This is a genomic window from Cupriavidus sp. OV096 (genome assembly GCF_900115455.1).
GTDB lineage: Bacteria > Pseudomonadota > Gammaproteobacteria > Burkholderiales > Burkholderiaceae > Cupriavidus.
In genome coordinates this window covers 597,416-613,537 of sequence record NZ_FOWM01000003.1, presented here as the reverse complement: position 1 = coordinate 613,537, position 16,122 = coordinate 597,416, and the positions used below count along the sequence as shown (strand labels likewise).

18 protein-coding genes are annotated in these 16,122 nt (G+C 67.6%); 11 read left to right on the top strand and 7 right to left on the bottom strand.

Annotated elements, in window-relative coordinates:
* Nucleotides 1–9: 9 nt before the first annotated feature.
* From BM115_RS10130 to mltG, 3 genes are all read right to left on the bottom strand, one after another.
* Entirely contained in the window at nt 10–1,038 is a 1,029-nt protein-coding gene (locus BM115_RS10130) for a DNA polymerase III subunit delta' (RefSeq protein WP_092293205.1), read from the bottom strand.
* An 86-nt stretch (nt 1,039–1,124) separates the two neighbouring features.
* On the bottom strand, nt 1,125–1,736 hold the full coding sequence (tmk, locus tag BM115_RS10125) for a dTMP kinase (RefSeq protein WP_092293203.1): 612 nt from the start codon (nt 1,734–1,736) through the stop codon (nt 1,125–1,127).
* 7 nt (nt 1,737–1,743) lie between these two features.
* On the bottom strand, nt 1,744–2,739 hold the full coding sequence (gene mltG / locus BM115_RS10120) for an endolytic transglycosylase MltG (protein WP_092293201.1): 996 nt from the start codon (nt 2,737–2,739) through the stop codon (nt 1,744–1,746).
* Between the two features lie 254 nt (nt 2,740–2,993).
* Between mltG and BM115_RS10115 the strand changes: the two genes are divergently transcribed.
* From BM115_RS10115 to BM115_RS10105, 3 genes are read left to right on the top strand one after another with little or no spacing between them, the layout of a single operon-like run.
* Nucleotides 2,994–4,001 (top strand): CAF17-like 4Fe-4S cluster assembly/insertion protein YgfZ, encoded by a 1,008-nt coding sequence (locus BM115_RS10115; RefSeq protein ID WP_092293199.1) that lies wholly within the window; start codon nt 2,994–2,996, stop codon nt 3,999–4,001.
* 19 nt (nt 4,002–4,020) lie between these two features.
* Entirely contained in the window at nt 4,021–4,311 is a 291-nt protein-coding gene (locus BM115_RS10110; RefSeq protein WP_092293197.1) for a DUF4936 family protein, read from the top strand.
* Nucleotides 4,312–4,368: 57 nt separating this feature from the next.
* Nucleotides 4,369–5,229, top strand: a complete 861-nt coding sequence (locus BM115_RS10105; RefSeq protein ID WP_092293195.1) for an NRDE family protein — start codon at nt 4,369–4,371, stop codon at nt 5,227–5,229.
* A 6-nt stretch (nt 5,230–5,235) separates the two neighbouring features.
* Here the strand turns inward: BM115_RS10105 and BM115_RS10100 are convergent, their stop codons facing one another.
* The gene (locus BM115_RS10100; RefSeq protein ID WP_092293193.1) at nt 5,236–5,658 is read right to left on the bottom strand and encodes a GNAT family N-acetyltransferase; all 423 of its coding nucleotides are present in this window, start codon (nt 5,656–5,658) and stop codon (nt 5,236–5,238) included.
* 161 nt (nt 5,659–5,819) lie between these two features.
* Here BM115_RS10100 and BM115_RS10095 point away from each other — a divergent pair, with 161 nt between their 5' ends.
* The 7 genes from BM115_RS10095 (at nt 5,820) to denD (ending at nt 12,788) form a co-directional block, all read left to right on the top strand.
* On the top strand, nt 5,820–6,563 hold the full coding sequence (locus tag BM115_RS10095) for a FadR/GntR family transcriptional regulator (protein ID WP_092293192.1): 744 nt from the start codon (nt 5,820–5,822) through the stop codon (nt 6,561–6,563).
* 23 nt (nt 6,564–6,586) lie between these two features.
* Nucleotides 6,587–7,483 carry an L-threonate dehydrogenase gene (ltnD, locus tag BM115_RS10090; RefSeq protein WP_092293190.1) on the top strand — a complete coding sequence of 299 codons (897 nt, stop codon included), beginning with the start codon at nt 6,587–6,589 and terminating at the stop codon, nt 7,481–7,483.
* A 12-nt stretch (nt 7,484–7,495) separates the two neighbouring features.
* On the top strand, nt 7,496–8,800 hold the full coding sequence (gene otnK / locus BM115_RS10085) for a 3-oxo-tetronate kinase (protein ID WP_092293343.1): 1,305 nt from the start codon (nt 7,496–7,498) through the stop codon (nt 8,798–8,800).
* Nucleotides 8,797–9,453: a 3-oxo-tetronate 4-phosphate decarboxylase gene (locus tag BM115_RS10080; protein ID WP_092293189.1), complete on the top strand. Its 657-nt coding sequence runs from the start codon at nt 8,797–8,799 to the stop codon at nt 9,451–9,453. The genes otnK and BM115_RS10080 overlap by 4 nt, the downstream gene beginning before the upstream one ends.
* A gap of 161 nt (nt 9,454–9,614) precedes the next feature.
* Nucleotides 9,615–10,979 (top strand): MFS transporter, encoded by a 1,365-nt coding sequence (locus BM115_RS10075; protein ID WP_092293187.1) that lies wholly within the window; start codon nt 9,615–9,617, stop codon nt 10,977–10,979.
* A 24-nt stretch (nt 10,980–11,003) separates the two neighbouring features.
* A complete protein-coding gene (gene otnI, locus BM115_RS10070; RefSeq protein WP_092293185.1) occupies nt 11,004–11,786 on the top strand; it encodes a 2-oxo-tetronate isomerase in 783 nt (260 codons plus the stop codon).
* Nucleotides 11,787–11,816: 30 nt separating this feature from the next.
* Nucleotides 11,817–12,788, top strand: a complete 972-nt coding sequence (gene denD / locus BM115_RS10065) for a D-erythronate dehydrogenase (RefSeq protein WP_092293184.1) — start codon at nt 11,817–11,819, stop codon at nt 12,786–12,788.
* A 53-nt stretch (nt 12,789–12,841) separates the two neighbouring features.
* Here denD and BM115_RS10060 read toward each other — a convergent pair whose 3' ends face one another.
* The 3 genes from BM115_RS10060 to BM115_RS10050 form a co-directional block, all read right to left on the bottom strand.
* Entirely contained in the window at nt 12,842–13,279 is a 438-nt protein-coding gene (locus BM115_RS10060; RefSeq protein WP_092293182.1) for a YbgC/FadM family acyl-CoA thioesterase, read from the bottom strand.
* A 67-nt stretch (nt 13,280–13,346) separates the two neighbouring features.
* Complete coding sequence (locus tag BM115_RS10055; protein ID WP_092293180.1) at nt 13,347–14,330, bottom strand: tripartite tricarboxylate transporter substrate binding protein; 984 nt, start codon at nt 14,328–14,330, stop codon at nt 13,347–13,349.
* A 46-nt stretch (nt 14,331–14,376) separates the two neighbouring features.
* Nucleotides 14,377–15,393 carry an alpha/beta hydrolase gene (locus tag BM115_RS10050; protein WP_092293178.1) on the bottom strand — a complete coding sequence of 339 codons (1,017 nt, stop codon included), beginning with the start codon at nt 15,391–15,393 and terminating at the stop codon, nt 14,377–14,379.
* 196 nt (nt 15,394–15,589) lie between these two features.
* Between BM115_RS10050 and BM115_RS10045 the strand changes: the two genes are divergently transcribed.
* Nucleotides 15,590–16,111, top strand: a complete 522-nt coding sequence (locus BM115_RS10045; protein WP_092293176.1) for an O-acetyl-ADP-ribose deacetylase — start codon at nt 15,590–15,592, stop codon at nt 16,109–16,111.
* Nucleotides 16,112–16,122 lie beyond the last annotated feature (11 nt).

Below are 16,122 nucleotides of genomic sequence, written 5' to 3'. Positions count from 1 at the left end.
GCCCGATTCCTATCGCCCGGCGGCACTTCCCTGGAACAAATGCCGGTAATCGAGGAAAACGGACTCCATGACGAGGCGCGCCGCCAACGGATGGTTCTCGTTGCGCCGATGGCCGACCAGCCGGGCGCTGAACGCCTGGAGGCGGTGGGCATCGGTGGCGCCGGCACAACGCGCCAGCGCCGCCTGCTCCTTCGGGAAATAGCGGACCGCGCCGGTGCCGACGCAGAGCGCCAGCAGGTCATAGGTCCAGCGCTGGAGCGTGCCGAGCACGGCCGGCACCGGCAGCTTCTGAAGCTGCTCGGCGGCGGCCAGCGCGTCGAACGCGGCGCCCGCGCCCAGTTGCGAGACCAGCCAGCGCTGCATCGGCTGCTCCTCGGCTTCGGCGGCATGGAGCGCCGTCAGCGGCGATCCGCCAGCCAGCGCCAGTTGCGCCTCGGCATCGGCCACGCCCTGGCTGCGCAGCCAGTCCAGCGCAGCGGCGGCCGTGGGGCGCTCCACGGAAAACTGGCGGCAGCGGGACAGGATGGTCGGCAGCACGCGGTCCAGCCGGTCGGTCACCAGCAGGAAAACCGTGGACGGCGGCGGCTCTTCAAGCGTCTTCAGCAGCGCGTTCGCGCCTTCGGTCTGCAGGGCATCGAGCGGATAGACCACCACCACGCGCAGCCCGGCGCGGTGCGTGCCCACGCCCACGGCCTCGATCAGCGCGCGCACCTGCTCCATGCGGATGATCTTGCTTGGCGCCTTCTTCTTGGCGCCGCCCTCGGCCTCGCCATCCGCCTCGCCGCTCGCATCGAGCGCCTCGGGGCGGACCACCGTGAAATCGGGATGGTTGCCCTGGCTGAACCAGTGGCAGGCCCCGCAGGTATTGCACGGCTGGCCATCGGCAAGAGCCGACTCGCACAGCAGGCCCTGGGCGAAATGCAGCGCCAGGTCCCGCTTGCCAATGCCTTGCTGGCCATGCAGCAGCATCGCGTGCGGCAGCCGGGGGCGCAGCGCAGCCAGTCGTTGCCAGTCTTCTCGTTGCCAGGGATAAAGCATGCCGATTCAGTCAGTTAGCAGGGATCGCTCATGTATTGTCGGAGGGTGGCCAGCGGACATCATCGCCGCCATATAGGCCATCCAGATCAAAGGCTTGCGATGATTTCCTCGAGCGTTACGCGAATCTCGTCGATCGAGCGCGTGGCGTCAATGACCCGGAAGCGCGCCGGGGCTGCCGCCGCACGGCGCAGGTACTCGTCACGCGTGCGCTGGAAGAAGGCGCGCGATTCGGCCTCGAACTTGTCCGGGGAACGCGCGCCGGCCAGCCGCGCACTGGCGGTCTCCAGCGGGACGTCGAACAACAGGGTCAGGTCGGGTTGCAGGCCGCCCTGCACCCAGGTTTCGAGCACTTCCAGCCGCCCGGTGGGCAGGCCCCGCCCGCCGCCCTGATAGGCGAACGTGGCGTCGGTGAATCGGTCCGAGATCACCCAGTCGCCTCGAGACAGGGCTGGCTCGATGACTTCGGCGATGTGCTCGCGGCGCGCCGCGAACATCAGCAGCGCCTCGGTTTCCAGGTGCATCGGCCGGTGCAGCAGCAGCTGGCGCAGGTCCTCGCCCAGCGGCGTGCCGCCCGGCTCGCGCGTGGTCACCACGCTGCCCGTATCGGCACGTGCGCGCAGGCGTTCGGCCACCCAGTCGATATGGGTGCTCTTGCCGGCGCCGTCGATGCCTTCGAAGGTAATGAATTTTCCGCGCATGAAAGGCTTATTTGCCGCGCTGGTATTTATCTACCGCGCGATTGTGTTCGGGAAGCGAATTGGAGAAATGGCTGCTGCCGTCGCCGCGCGCCACGAAGTACAGCGCATCGGACGGCGCCGGCGTCGTGGCCGCGGCCAGCGAGGCGATGCCCGGCAGCGCGATCGGCGTGGGCGGCAGGCCGGTGCGGGTGTACGTATTGTACGGGGTGTCCGTCTGCAGGTCCTTCTTGCGCAGGTTGCCGTCGAACGACTCGCCCACGCCATAGATCACGGTCGGATCGGTCTGCAGCATCATGTTCTTCCGCAGCCGGTTGATGAACACGGCGGCAATCATCGGCCGCTCCACGGCCTGCCCGGTCTCCTTCTCCACGATGGAGGCCATGACTAGCGCCTCGTACGGCGTCTTGTACGGGAGGTCCGGCGCGCGGGCGTTCCAGGCTTCGTTCAGGCGCTTCTGCATGGCGCGGTAAGCGTGGCGATACAGCTCGACATCGCTGCTGCCGCGCGCGAACAGGTAGGTATCGGGGAAAAACAGCCCCTCGGGTGACGGTTCCGTCGCACCGATGGCCTTCATCAGGTCTGCATCGGACATGCCCGCCGTGTCGTGCTTGAGTGCCGGGTTGGCATCGACCGCCGCCCGCATCTTGCGAAATTCCCAGCCTTCGATCACGGTAACTACATAGTGCGTGACCTCGCCCTTCACCATCTTCTCGATGATGTCGAGCGGCGTGATACCGGTCTCGAACTGGTAGCCGCCGGCCTTGAGGTCGGCGCCGTGGCCGGTGATGCGGGCCAGCAACTGGAACAGGCGCGGGTCCATCGACACGCCGCCGCGCTGGATCTGGCGGCCGACGCTGGCAACGCCCGAACTGGGCTTGATGATGACCTCGACGGGCGAGGCGGACAGGCCGACCGGCTGGTGCGCCCACCAGGCGAAGCCGCCGGCGGCTGCCAGGGCAAAGACCAGCAGGACCCCGATCAGACGCAGAACAATACGTTTCATGGAGGATTGGTGAATTTTGGCGACGCCAGGGTGATGCCAACGCCATGCCCCCAACGGCGGGTCGGGATCGGCAGGGCGGCGGGCCGGAATGGCGACAGCCCCATATAATACCGGGAGCCCCGCGCCGCCACGAGCCCGCATCGTCACGTTGCCGATTTGCCCTGGCGGCAAGCGTCCCTATATAGAGGAGGCGGCGGCACCCCATTCGGCGTGCCGCCGCCTCCCGTCACCTGTTCGCCAACCGGCCTGATTGCATGTCCAACGCAACTCCCACCCTGGCTTCGAGCCTTGAATCGCTGCGCCGCACCGGCGTAATCGCCACGCCTGCTGGCGTCGGGCTGATCCGCGTGGCCGGCGACGATGCCGCCGCGTTCCTGCACACCCAACTGACCAACGCCGTCGAGGATTTGTCCCCGGACACGGCGCGGCTGGCCGGCTACTGCTCGCCCAAGGGTCGCCTGCAAGCCAGCTTCCTCATGTGGCGCGATGCCGACGGCATCGTCCTGCAGATCTCGGCCGACATCCAGCCGGCCATCCAGAAGCGCCTGAGCATGTTCGTGCTGCGTGCCAAGGCCAAGCTGTCCGATCTTTCCGCCACGCATGGCGTGCTCGGCGTGGCCGGCCCGGCTGCCGCCGGCGCGCTCGCCGTGGCGGGCCTGCCCGCGCCGCAGGGTCCGCTCCAGGCAGCGAGTGCCGAAGGCGTCACCGTGATTCGTCTGGCTGATGCCGATGGCGCCCCGCGCTGGCAGATCGTGGCCCCGGCGGAGCGCATCGCCGCCCTGCAGCAGACGCTGTCCGGCAACCTCGACGCCGCCGCGCCGGCCTTCTGGGACTGGCTCGACGTGCTCTCCGGCGTGCCGCGCATCAGCACGCCGACGCAGGAGCAGTTCGTGCCGCAGATGATCAATTTCGAGCTGATTGGCGGCGTGAACTTCCGCAAGGGCTGCTATCCGGGCCAGGAAGTCGTGGCGCGCAGCCAGTATCGCGGCACGCTCAAGCGGCGCATGTGGCGCCTGCATGGCGATGGCGAGGTACCGGCCGCTGCCGCCGAGATCTTCCGCCCGGAAGACCCGGAACAGCCGTGCGGGATGATCGTCAACGCGGCGCCGTCGCCTGAGGGCGGCTGGGATGCGCTGGCGGAACTGAAGATCGAGGCGGCCACGGGCGCGCTGCGGCTCGGCGCTGCTGACGGCCCGGCCGTGGCCACGCGTGCGCTGCCGTACGAAGTGCCGCTGCCGAATGCGGCCGAAGCGGCCGGCTGAATCTCCCCGGAGCGCCGACATGAGCGATCATCTGTACGTCTATTTCAATGTACCGGACGAGCGGGCCGTCGAGGCCCTGCCCCACTGGCACCGCTGGATGGAAACGGTGGCCGAAGCCACCGGGATTGGTGGTACGCTCATGCGCAGGCCCGAGACCCGCGCCGGCCTGCAAACCTGGATGGAATGCTATGCCGATGTGCCGCCCGCCTTCGACGCCACGCTCACGGGCCTGTGGCACCAGAGCGGGTTGTCGCAATGGGTCAGCGGCGAGCGGATGGCGGAACGGTTCGTGGATCTCGATGTCTTGTAGTTGTCTTGCAGTGTGCTGCATGAAGACATCGACTGATCAAGTTGTAAAGGAAGTGCTATGTGCCTGATTCTGGTGGCCTGGCAATCGCACCCGGACTATGCCCTGGTGGTTGCCGGCAACCGCGACGAGTTCTATGCCCGCCCGGCGGCGGCCGCGCACTGGTGGCAGGATGCCCCCCACGTGCTGGGCGGTCGCGACCTCGCGGAAGTGATTGGCGAACCCGGTACGTGGATGGGCATTGCGGGCGCTGACGCCCAGCATGCCGGCCACGCCCACCCGGGCGCGCGCTTTGCCGCGCTGACCAATTACCGCGCGCCGTCCGAGAAGCGCACCGATGCGCGCTCGCGCGGCGAACTGGTGTCGCAGTTTTTGCGCGGCAACCAGAGCGCCGACGAATACCTGCATGCGCTGGCCGGCGACCACGGCGCCTACAACGGCTTCAACCTGCTCGCGAGCGATCTGCACGACCTCTGGTGGTACAGCAACCGTTCGCCGTCGCGCCAGCCGCAACGGCTCAAGCCGGGGCTCTACGGCTTGTCCAACGCGCTGCTCGATACGCCGTGGCCCAAGGTGCGCAGCCGCGTGGGCGCGATGTGCGAAGTGTTGGCAGCGGATAGCGGCCAGCCTACCGCCAGCGCGGAACCGTACCTGCAACTGCTGGCTGACGACCGTCAGGCGCCCGACTGGGAATTGCCGCGCACGGGCGTGGCGCCGGAATGGGAAAAGCTGCTGTCGTCGTCGTTCATCCGCTCGCCGAGCTACGGCACGCGCGCCAGCACGCTGCTCCGCGTGCGGCACGATGGCCGTTTCGACTTCAGCGAGCGCAGCTTCGATGCGAATGGTCCGACCGGCGAGGTGATGTATCGCGGCCGGCTCAACGTGGCGCGCGACCCGGGCACCGTGCCGGCGCCCCGGTAATCACTGTTAAATCCGTTTCCGCATCTCCACGTGCGGGATGCCGGCTTCCTCGAATTCCTCACCCACCTGCTCGAACCCCACGCGCGCGTAGAACGGCGCCGCGTGGGTCTGCGCGTTGAGGATCAGTTCGGGATAACCGAGTTCAGCGGCCTTGGCCATCAGCGCGTCCAGCACCTTCGCACCCATGCCGGTGCCGCGCGCCACCTTCAGCACGGCCATGCGGCCGATGTGGCCGTCCGGCAGCAGCCGGCCCGTGGCCACGGGCGTGCCATCGGCGGCGAATGCCAGCGCGTGCCAGCTCGGCTCGTCCATGTCGTCCCATTCCAGTTCCACCGGCACACCCTGCTCCTCGACAAAAACGCTGTAGCGGATGGCGCGGGCGCGCTCGAGGGCTTCGGCCCAGGCGCAAACGATGACGGTCTCGGACATGATTCGATCCAGCTTGGAAGTCTGTAGAAAGGCGCAATGATACGCTGCGCAACGGCCAAATCGTAACGCAATGCACCAATCGTCCTAGGGTTTCCCCGGTCGGCAGGCGCGCTGAAAATTTGTATGATGACCTGACTACCTGATCACTGCCCTCCCTCGCCGTGCCCGTCTTCCAGAAAATTCCCGCCCGCGCCCTGACCGACAGCGTTGCCGAACAACTGCTCGAGAAGATCGAGGGTGGCGCCTTCCCGCGCGGCGCCAAGTTGCCGACAGAGGCCGTGCTGTCCGAGGAATTCGGCGTCAGCCGCACCGTGGTCCGCGAGGCGATTGCCCGGCTGAAGTACGAGGGGCTGGTGGAATCGCGCCAGGGAAGCGGCGTATTCGTCACCGATCAGGCGGGCATCCGGCCGCTGCGCATCGACTACACCGATACCGGCACGCTCGAATCGGTGCTCCAGATCGTGGAACTGCGCCGTTCGATCGAAGCCGAGGTAGCCGCGCAGGCCGCGCGCCGCCGCACCGATACGGCCATGACCAATATCGACGCCGCGCTGGCGCACCTCGATGCCACCGTGGCCGAAGGCGGCGATGGCGTGCAGGCGGACGTGGCCTTCCACCGTGCCATTGCCGAAGCCACCGGCAACCCCTATTTCCTCAAGACGCTGGCCTTCCTGAGCCAGTACCTCGAAACCGCCACGCGGGTGACCCGCACCAACGAAGCCCGCCGCGAGGACTTCTCGCGCCAGGTGCGCGAGGAACACCAGACCATCGTCGCGGCCATCCGCGCCGGCGATGCCGATGCCGCGCGCAACGCCGCGCAGACCCACATGTACAACGCCGCGCGCCGCCTCGCCCAACTGGGCGAGGACACGCCGGCCGAACGCGACGGCCTCCGCTCGCACTGAAACACTTCCGTAGGAGATTCAATATGTCCCGCAATGTCGGCGTCATCGGTTTGGGCGCAATGGGCAATGGTGTCGCGCAGTCGCTGCTGCGTGCCGGTTTCAAGGTCCACGCCTGCGACCTGCGCCCCGAGGTGCTGCAACGCTTTGCCGATGCCGGCGGTGTGCCGTGCGCCAATCCGGCCGAACTCGGCGAACGTTGCGACGTGGTCATCACGCTGGTGGTGAACGCCGCGCAAACGGAAGCGGTGCTGTTCGGTGACAACGGGGCCGTGCCGGCCATGTCCGCCGGCAAGCTGGTCATCGCCAGCGCCACCGTGCCGCCCGTCTTCGCCGAGACGCTGGGCAAGCGGCTGGCCGAGCGCGGCCTGCTGCTGCTGGACGCACCGGTCTCCGGTGGCGCAGCCCGCGCCGCCAGCGGCGAAATGACCATGATGACCTCCGGCCCCGCCGAGGCCTACGCGCTGGCCGAGGACGTGCTGGCCGCGATGGCGGGCAAGGTCTACCGCCTGGGCGACGCGCACGGTGCCGGCTCCAAGGTCAAGATCATCAACCAGCTGCTGGCCGGCGTGCATATCGCTGCCGCCGCCGAGGCCATGGCGCTGGGCCTGCGCGAGGGCGTGGACCCGGACGCGCTCTACGACGTCATCACGCACAGCGCCGGCAACTCGTGGATGTTCGAGAACCGCGTGCCGCACATCCTCTCCGGCGACTACACCCCGCTGTCCGCCGTTGACATCTTCGTCAAGGATCTGGGGATGGTGCTCGACACCGCGCGCACCAGCAAATTCCCGCTGCCGCTGTCCGCCGCCGCACACCAGATGTTCATGATGGCCTCCACCGCCGGCCACGGCGGCGAGGACGACTCGGCCGTGATCAAGATCTTCCCCGGCATCGAACTGCCGGCGGCCAAGGCCAAGTAAGGGGGCGCGATGATGACTGCATCGACCCCATCGACCCACACGCCCCTGCTCGGCTGCATTGCTGACGACTTCACCGGCGCCACCGACCTCGCCAACACGCTGGTTCGCAATGGCATGCGCACCGTGCAGACGATTGGCGTGCCAGCAGCCGGTACGGCCAATGACGCCGTGCAGGCGGACGCCATCGTCGTGGCGCTGAAGTCCCGCACCATCCCGGCCGCCGACGCCGTCGCGCAATCGCTGGCCGCGCTGGCCTGGCTGCGCGCCCAGGGCTGCCGCCAGTTCGTGTTCAAGTACTGCTCAACCTTCGATTCGACGGACGCCGGCAACATCGGCCCCGTGGCCGAGGCGCTGCTCGAGGCGCTGGGCAGCGACTTCACCATCGCCTGCCCGGCCTTCCCCGAGAACGGCCGCACCATCTTCCGCGGTCACCTGTTCGTGGCCGATACGCTGCTGAGCGAGTCCGGCATGGAACACCATCCGCTCACGCCGATGACCGACGCCAACCTGGTGCGCGTGCTGCAACGCCAGAGCCAGAGCAAGGTCGGCCTGCTGCGCTACGACAGCGTGGCGCGCGGTGCCGACGAGACCCGCACGCGCATCGGCGCCCTGCGTGCCGAAGGCGCGCGGCTGGCGATTGCCGATGCGATCTCCGACGCCGACCTGTTCACGCTCGGCCAGGCCTGCGCCGACCTGCCGCTGATCACCGGCGGCTCCGGTATCGCCCTGGGCTTGCCCGAGAACTTCCGCCGTGCCGGCCTGCTGCCGCAACGCGTGGATGCCGCCGAGGTGCCGTCCGTCGATGGCCACGGTGTGGTGCTGGCTGGCAGCGCGTCGCGCGCCACCAATGGGCAGGTAGCGCACTGGATCGCCCAGAAGCGCCCCGCCCTGCGCATCGACCCCCTCCGGCTGGCCCGTGGCGAGCCGGTGGTGGACGAGGCGCTGGCCTTTGCCGCCGATCGCGCTGAACCCGTGCTGATCTACGCCACCGCCACCCCGGATCAGGTCAAGGCCGTGCAGGCCGAACTGGGCGTGGAGCGCGCCGGCCATCTGGTGGAGGCCGCGCTGGCTGGCATCGCCGCCGCGCTCAAGGCCTCGGGCACGCGCCGCTTCGTGGTGGCCGGCGGCGAGACCTCCGGCGCCGTGGTCCAGTCGCTCGCCGTGCAGGCGCTGCGTATCGGCACGCAGATCGCGCCGGGCGTGCCCGCCACGGTCACGCTGGACGTCACGCCACTCGCGCTGGCCCTGAAATCGGGCAACTTCGGCGGCGAGAATTTCTTCGACGAGGCGCTGCGCGCGCTGGGAGCGGCGCAATGAGCAAGACGGAATCCGCGCTGCGCGAGGAGATCTGCCGCGTCGGCGCCAGCCTCTACCAGCGCGGCTACACGGTCGGCACGGCGGGCAATATCAGCGCCCGGCTCGATGACGGCTGGCTGATCACGCCGACCGACGCCTGCCTCGGCACGCTCGACCCGGCCGCCGTGGCCAAGGTCGGCCTGGACGGCAGTTGGGTGTCCGGCGACAAGCCGTCCAAGACGCTGACGCTGCACCGCGCCGTCTACGACAACAATCCGAACGTGCATGGCGTGGTCCATACCCACTCCACGCACCTGGTGGCGCTGACGCTGGCTGGCGTCTGGCAGCCCGACGATGTCCTGCCCCCTCTCACGCCGTACCACGTGATGAAGGTGGGTCATATACCGCTGATTCCCTACCACCGTCCCGGCGACCCAGCCGTGGCCGCGCGCGTGGCCACGCTGGCCAACGACGTGCGCGGCGTGCTGCTGGCGCGCCTCGGGCCGGTGGTGTGGGAAGACAGTGTCTCGCGCGCGGCGTACGCGCTGGAAGAACTGGAGGAGACCGCCAAGTTATGGATGATGCTCAAGGACCAGGCCGGCTTTGCCGACCGCGCCAGCCTCGATGAGGCTGCGTTGACCGAACTGCGCGACGCCTTCAAGGCGCGCTGGTAGCCCGGGCAGGCCCGACGTCGATCAGTAGAACGCCCCCCTAGGACAAAACGCGACGATTTTCGCGACGCGAGCTGCGTGGTGCCCCCGGCCCCGCGCGGGATGCGTGCGCGCCAACGATTGCCGGCCGTCATCCGACGGCCATGAAATTGGAGACCTCAAACGTGAATACTTCCCACACGGCGGCCGGCGCGGCTGCCATTCCCGCCAGCGGCCGGCTCGACGCCGACGCCGTCATCGAGAAACGCGCCTACAAGAAGGTGTTCTGGCGCATCATGCCGTTCCTGATGCTCTGCTACGTGATCGCCTACCTCGATCGCGTGAACGTGGGCTTCGCCAAGCTGCAGATGGCCCAGGACCTGCAATTCTCCGAAACCGTGTTCGGCCTCGGCGCCGGGCTGTTCTTCATCGGCTACTTCCTGTTCGAGGTGCCCAGCAACCTGCTGATGCACCGCATCGGCGCGCGCATCTGGATCGCGCGGATCATGATCACGTGGGGCATCATCTCGGCGCTCTTCGTGTTCGTGAAGACGCCGACCACGTTCTACATCATGCGCTTCCTGCTCGGTTTGGCTGAAGCGGGCTTCTATCCCGGCGTGATCCTGTACCTCACCTACTGGTTCCCGGCCGACCGCCGCGCCAAGATGATCGCGCTGTTCATGTCGGGCATTCCGGTGGCCGGCATGTTCGGCAACCCGCTCTCGGGCTGGATCATGGACGCCTTCCACGACACGCACGGCTGGGCCGGCTGGCAGTGGATGTTCTTCATCGAGGCCCTGCCGGCATTCCTGATCGGTGTCGTCACGGTCTTCGTGCTGCGCGACGGCATCGACAAGGCCCCGTGGCTCGACGCCGATGAAAAGCGCGTGCTCAAGCGCAATATCGAGGAAGACGAGCGCAACGCCAGCGCCGCCGCCACGGCCAACGGCCAGCGCGGCGTGCATTCGCTGGGCGCCGTGTTCAGCGACCGCCGCGTGTGGTGGATGTGCCTGATCTACTTCTGCTTCGTGACCGGCCAGTACGCGCTGACGTTCTGGATGCCGACCCTGGTCAAGGCCAGCGGCGTAAGCGGCAACCTGAAGATCGGCCTGCTCTCGGCGATTCCGTTCGTCTGCGCCATCGTCGTCATGAACATCCTCGGCCACAGCGCCGACGCCCGTCGCGAACGCCGCTGGCACCTGATCGTGCCGGCCCTGATGGGTGCCGTGGGCTTTGCCATCGCGGCCTCGTTCACCGACAATACCGTGGTAGCCATCGCCGCGCTGTCCCTGGCGGCCGCCGGGGTGTTGACCTGCGCACCGCTGTTCTGGTCGCTGCCGACGGCGTTCCTGTCGGGCATCGCCGCCGCATCGGGCATCGCCGTGGTCAACTCGGTGGGCAACCTCGCCGGCTTTGTCTCGCCGTACATGGTGGGCACGCTGAAGGATCTGACCCACAGCACGCAGCTGCCGATGTATGTGCTGTCCGGCATCCTGGTGGTGGGCGCGCTGCTGGTGTGGCTGACGCCCGCTAAGATGGTCAACCGCTGATTCCATTCCTCCTAGGAGACCGCCATGCCGCGCTTTGCCGCGAACCTCTCGATGATGTACACCGAGCACGATTTTCTGGACCGGTTCGCCGCCGCGGCGGCGGACGGTTTCCAGGCGGTGGAATACCTGTTCCCGTACGATCATCCGGCCGCCGAGATCCGCAAGCGGCTCGATGACAACGGGCTGACCCAGGCACTGTTCAATGCGCCGCCGGGCGACTGGGGCGCGGGCGAGCGCGGCATCGCCGCCCTGCCCGGCCGCGAAACCGAGTTCCGCACCGCGTTCGCGCGGGCGCTCGAGTACGCCGGCGTGATCGGCAACGACCGCGTCCACGTGATGGCCGGCCTGGTGCCGGCCGATGCGGACCGCGCGAAGGCGCGTGCCACGTATCTCGAGAACCTGGCCTATGCCGCCGCCTCGGCCGCCGCGCAGGGCGTGACGGTGCTGATCGAGCCGATCAACACGCGCGACATGCCGGGCTACTTCCTGAACCGCCAGGACGACGGCCAGGCCATCTGCCAGCAGGTGGGCGCCGCCAACCTGAAGGTGCAGTTCGACTGCTACCACTGCCAGATCGTCGAGGGCGACCTCGCGGTCAAGCTCAAGCGCGACTTCGCGGGCATCGGCCATATCCAGATCGCCGGCGTGCCGGACCGCCACGAGCCGGATCTGGGCGAACTGAACTATCCCTACCTGTTCAACGTGATCGACGAACTCGGCTACGACGGCTGGATCGGCTGCGAGTACCGCCCGCGCGCGGGCACCTCGGCGGGTCTCGGCTGGCTGAAGCCGTACCTCAATCGCTGAACTGAACGTCTACACGACTGAGCTGCAACCATGAATGTACTGATTACCGGCGGCGCCGGCTTCCTCGGCCTGCAACTGGCCCGCCTGCTGCTCAAGCGCGGCAGCCTGAACCTCGACGGCAAGGCCGTCACGATCGACCGCCTGACGCTGCTGGACGTCGTGGCGCCGCAGATCGACGATGCGCGCGTGCGCGTGGTCACCGGCGACCTCTCCGACCCGGCCGTGCTGGCCCGCGCGATGGATGCCGATACCGGCGCCGTGTTCCACCTGGCCGCCGTGGTCAGCGGGCAAGCCGAGGCCGATTTCGACCTTGGCATGCGCGTGAACCTCGATGCCTCGCGCGCGCTGCTCGAAACCTGCCGCCAGCTGGGCCACCGCCCGCGCGTGGTGTTCACGAGTTCGGTGGCCGTCTATGGCGGCAAGCTGCCGGCCGTGGTGCAGGACGACACCGCGCTGAACCCGCAGTCGTCGTACGGCGCGCAGAAGGCCATCGGCGAACTGCTGCTGTCCGACTACAGCCGACGCGGCTTCGTCGATGGCCGCGTACTGCGCCTGCCGACCATCAGCGTCCGCCCGGGCAAGCCCAACGCGGCGGCGTCGTCGTTCGCCAGCGGCATCATCCGCGAACCGCTGGCCGGCGAGGCCGCCAACTGCCCGGTGGCCCCCGAGACGTCGCTGTGGCTGCTCTCGCCGCGCGGCGCCATCACGGCGCTGGTCAACGGCCTGGAACTGGACGGCGCGCGCTTCGGCAACCGCCGCGTGGTGAACCTGCCGGGCCTGTCGGTAACCGCCAAGCAAATGGTCGAGGCGCTCCGGCGCGTGGCCGGCGACACCGTGGCCGACCGCGTCACCTGGCAGCGCGAAGAACGCATCGAGAACATCGTCGGCACCTGGCCGGCGGCATGGGACGCCACCCGCGCCGTCGAACTGGGCTTCCAGAGCGACGCGAGCTTCGATGACGTGATCCGCGGCTATATGGAGGATGCGGGAATCGGGGGCTAAACCGTCCGACTGCGGTTCGATTGCGGAGGTTTTCGTCCCCGAAAGCCTCCGCCCTACCGCTCCGGCTTCACCACCTCGTACGCCTCGATCGTCTCCCTGACCTGCCCGGGGATCGGGGCCGATTTCTGCGTGGCCGGGTCAGCGCAGACGTAGATCACCTCCCCGGTGATCAGGTGTTCGTCGCCGCGATACATTTCCACGCGGAACAGCATGCTCGAGCGGCCCAGGCGGGCCATGCGGCCGCGGATCTCCAGCACGTCGTCGAACCGCGCCGAGGCGTGGTATTCCAGGGTCGACTTCACCACGAAGATGTCCACGCCGTGCGCGTGGAGCACGTCTTCGGGATAGCGGATGCCCACCGCGCGCCAGTACTCGGTCACGCAGATATCGCAATACGTCAGGTAGTGCGCGTTGAAGACGATGGACTGCGGGTCCACCTCGGCCCAGCGCACGCGCAGCGGCACGCTGTGGCGGAAATCCTCTTTCGCCATGTTTCGTATTCCCCAAGCCAATACGGGCGCCTCGAGGGGCGCCCGCATGTCATCGTCATTCAGCGAATTACTGTGCCTTGGCCAGGCCCAGCTTCTCGATGATGGCCTTTTCCTTCTTGACCGTCTCGGCGGCGAAAGCCGCGTACTGCTCGCTGCTCATGTAGTACGGCTCCATGTCGAACTTGGCGAGCGACTCGCGGTAGTTCGGCATTTCCATCGCCTTCTTGAACGCGTCATGCAGTTTCTGCACGATCTTCGGGTCCGTGCCCTTCGGCACCACCAGCCCGAACGGCGACGTCTGGACGATGCCCATGCCGAGTTCCTTTAGCGTCGGCACGTTCGGGAAGCGCGCCGAGCGCTTCTCGCCCCAGGTGGACAGCAGGCGCAGCTTGCCCTGCTCCACATACTGCGCCCACGCCGGCGTGTCCGCCACCGACATCACGTGGCCGCCCAGCAGGGCCTGCATCGATTCCGAGTTGCCTTTGTAAGGAATATGCGAGAACTGCACGCCCTGGCGCATGGCCAGTTCTTCCATGGTCAGGTGCAGCGTGGTCATCGAGCCTGGCGAGCCGTAGGTCAGCTTGCCCGGATTGGCCTTGGCGTAGGCCACGTACTCCTGCATCGTCTTGATCGGCGAATCGGCCGGCACCACCAGACCGAACGAATACCCGGCCAGGTTGATGACGTACGACAGGTCCTTCACCGGATCCCAGTTGATCTTGGTGGTGTACGGCAGGCGGTAGACCGGCATGGCGACCTGGGCCAGCGTGTAGCCGTCAGGCGCCGTGGATTGCATCAACTGGGCCGGCAGCACGCCGCCGGCACCCGGCTTGTTCTCGACGATCACGGGCTGGCCGAGGATCTTCGAGGCGTTGTCGGCCAGCACACGGAACGGGATGTCGGTGGAACCGCCCGCCGTGTAGCCGATGATCAGGCGGATCGGCCGGGTTGGGAATTTGTCCGCCTGCGCGTGGGCCGGCAGGGCTGCGAAACCGATCGCGGCCGTGGCGGCGAGCATGCCCGCACGGGCGATGAAATGGCGGCGTTGCATAAGTCAATGTCTCCTTCTTCTGCTGCAGTTCTGCAATATTGCGACTTCAGGTCTTGAATGCTTGACGGAGCGCGCCGTTGGCGTCGGCGTGCGCCTGTAGTACAGCCGGCACGAAGCGGCCGAGCTTGAAAAAATCGTGAATCATCGACGGATAGTCGACCAGCGTGGCCGGCACGCCCGCCGCCTGGAGCTTGGCGGCGTAGGCCACGCCCTCGTCATGCAAGGGGTCGTAGCCGGCCACGGCGATCCAGGCCGGGCATACCCCGCGCACATCGGCGCCGGTACCGCCCCCGTCCAGCGGCGCGAAGCGCCAGTCGTCACGGTCGGCGTCCTGGCCCAGATAGTGCGAAAAGAACCACTGGATCATGTCGCCAGTGAGCAGGTAGCCCTCGGCCAGTGCGCGGTGCGAGGGTGTGTCCTGCCGCGCGCTCGTGCCTGGATAGATCAGCAGTTGCAGCACCGGCGCCAGGCCGGCGTTGCGGGCCGCCACGGCGCTGGCTGCGGCCAGCGTGCCGCCGGCGCTGTCGCCGCCGAGCGCGATCCGGGCCGGGTCGGCGCCCAGCCGCTCGGCTTCGGCGACGACCCAGTGCAGCGCGTCGAACGCATCGTTGGCGGCCGTCGGGAATTTCCAGTCCGGCCCGAGCCGGTAGTCCACCGACAACACCAGGCATTCCGCGCCCATGCAGAACGTGCGGCACAGCGCATCGTGCGAATTGACACTCCCCACTGTAAACCCGCCGCCGTGGAAATACACCAGCAACGGCAGCGGATCGGCCCAGCTTGCCTCGCGCGGTGCATAGAGCCGCACCGGAATCTGATGGCCGTCGCGCGCCGGGATGGCGAAGTTCTCCACGTCATGGACGGGCGGCGGCGAAATATCGAGGATCGGGGCGCTTTTCTCGTACGCAATCTTGGCGTCCGCCACGTCCAGCGCGTGGATCGGCGGGCGCTTGGCGCGCGCGATCAGGTCCAGCAACTGCGCAACTTGCGGGTCGAGCGGCTGGGAGGACTTGCCAGGAGGAACACCGGACGCGGAATCGGTCGGCAAAGGCTTGGCGGACATGGACTGACCCGAGGAAGCTGTCTCTGAATATTGTCGAGGTTCGAATAGTGAACGATCGTTCGTTTTCCGTATCATGCCAGCGTTTTGCGGTTGCAGCATGACGAAATCATTCCGGCGATGTGTTTTGGCGACGCTTTTGCGCGATCATCGACCACATCAGCGGCTATGCTGAGAGCGTATTCCATCGGGAGACACCATGACAGGCGAGCACTTGCAGGTTGTACACGGGGATATTACGCGGCTGGAGGTCGATGCCATCGTCAATGCCGCGAACAACGGCTTGTTGGGCGGCGGGGGTGTGGACGGCGCCATCCACGGCGCGGGCGGGCCGGCCATCATGAACGCGTGCCGGGCGATCCGCGATGCACAGGGCGGCTGCCCGACCGGCGAAGCGGTCATCACCACGGGCGGCCTGCTGCCGGCGCCCTATGTCATCCATGCAGTGGGGCCGGTCTGGAAAGGCGGGAGCCAGAACGAGGACGCGCTGCTGGCCAACGCCTACCGCAACAGCGTGCGGCTGGCCGGCGAGCAGGGCCTGCGCACCCTCGCCTTCCCGAACATCAGCACCGGCATCTACGGCTTTCCGCGCGAGCGCGCCGTGGACATCGCCATCCGCGCCGTGCGGGACGCCCTGCCCAAGGCGCCGAGCCTGGAGCAGGTGACCTTCGTCTGCTTCGATGACGAGAACTACCGCCTGTATCGCGAGCGGCTCACCTAGTCACCCTTCAC

What these genes read in the sequence shown, in the direction of transcription:
- BM115_RS10080 (WP_092293189.1), top strand. Translation starts at nt 8,797, where the DNA reads ATGAGCAAGACGGAATCCGCGCTGCGCGAGGAGATCTGCCGCGTCGGC.
- tmk (WP_092293203.1), bottom strand. Translation starts at nt 1,736, where the DNA reads ATGCGCGGAAAATTCATTACCTTCGAAGGCATCGACGGCGCCGGCAAG.
- BM115_RS10055 (WP_092293180.1), bottom strand. Translation starts at nt 14,330, where the DNA reads ATGCAACGCCGCCATTTCATCGCCCGTGCGGGCATGCTCGCCGCCACG.
- mltG (WP_092293201.1), bottom strand. Translation starts at nt 2,739, where the DNA reads ATGAAACGTATTGTTCTGCGTCTGATCGGGGTCCTGCTGGTCTTTGCC.
- BM115_RS10045 (WP_092293176.1), top strand. Translation starts at nt 15,590, where the DNA reads ATGACAGGCGAGCACTTGCAGGTTGTACACGGGGATATTACGCGGCTG.
- BM115_RS10110 (WP_092293197.1), top strand. Translation starts at nt 4,021, where the DNA reads ATGAGCGATCATCTGTACGTCTATTTCAATGTACCGGACGAGCGGGCC.
- BM115_RS10050 (WP_092293178.1), bottom strand. Translation starts at nt 15,393, where the DNA reads ATGTCCGCCAAGCCTTTGCCGACCGATTCCGCGTCCGGTGTTCCTCCT.
- BM115_RS10060 (WP_092293182.1), bottom strand. Translation starts at nt 13,279, where the DNA reads ATGGCGAAAGAGGATTTCCGCCACAGCGTGCCGCTGCGCGTGCGCTGG.
- BM115_RS10105 (WP_092293195.1), top strand. Translation starts at nt 4,369, where the DNA reads ATGTGCCTGATTCTGGTGGCCTGGCAATCGCACCCGGACTATGCCCTG.
- otnK (WP_092293343.1), top strand. Translation starts at nt 7,496, where the DNA reads ATGACTGCATCGACCCCATCGACCCACACGCCCCTGCTCGGCTGCATT.
- BM115_RS10100 (WP_092293193.1), bottom strand. Translation starts at nt 5,658, where the DNA reads ATGTCCGAGACCGTCATCGTTTGCGCCTGGGCCGAAGCCCTCGAGCGC.
- BM115_RS10115 (WP_092293199.1), top strand. Translation starts at nt 2,994, where the DNA reads ATGTCCAACGCAACTCCCACCCTGGCTTCGAGCCTTGAATCGCTGCGC.
- BM115_RS10130 (WP_092293205.1), bottom strand. Translation starts at nt 1,038, where the DNA reads ATGCTTTATCCCTGGCAACGAGAAGACTGGCAACGACTGGCTGCGCTG.
- ltnD (WP_092293190.1), top strand. Translation starts at nt 6,587, where the DNA reads ATGTCCCGCAATGTCGGCGTCATCGGTTTGGGCGCAATGGGCAATGGT.
- denD (WP_092293184.1), top strand. Translation starts at nt 11,817, where the DNA reads ATGAATGTACTGATTACCGGCGGCGCCGGCTTCCTCGGCCTGCAACTG.
- otnI (WP_092293185.1), top strand. Translation starts at nt 11,004, where the DNA reads ATGCCGCGCTTTGCCGCGAACCTCTCGATGATGTACACCGAGCACGAT.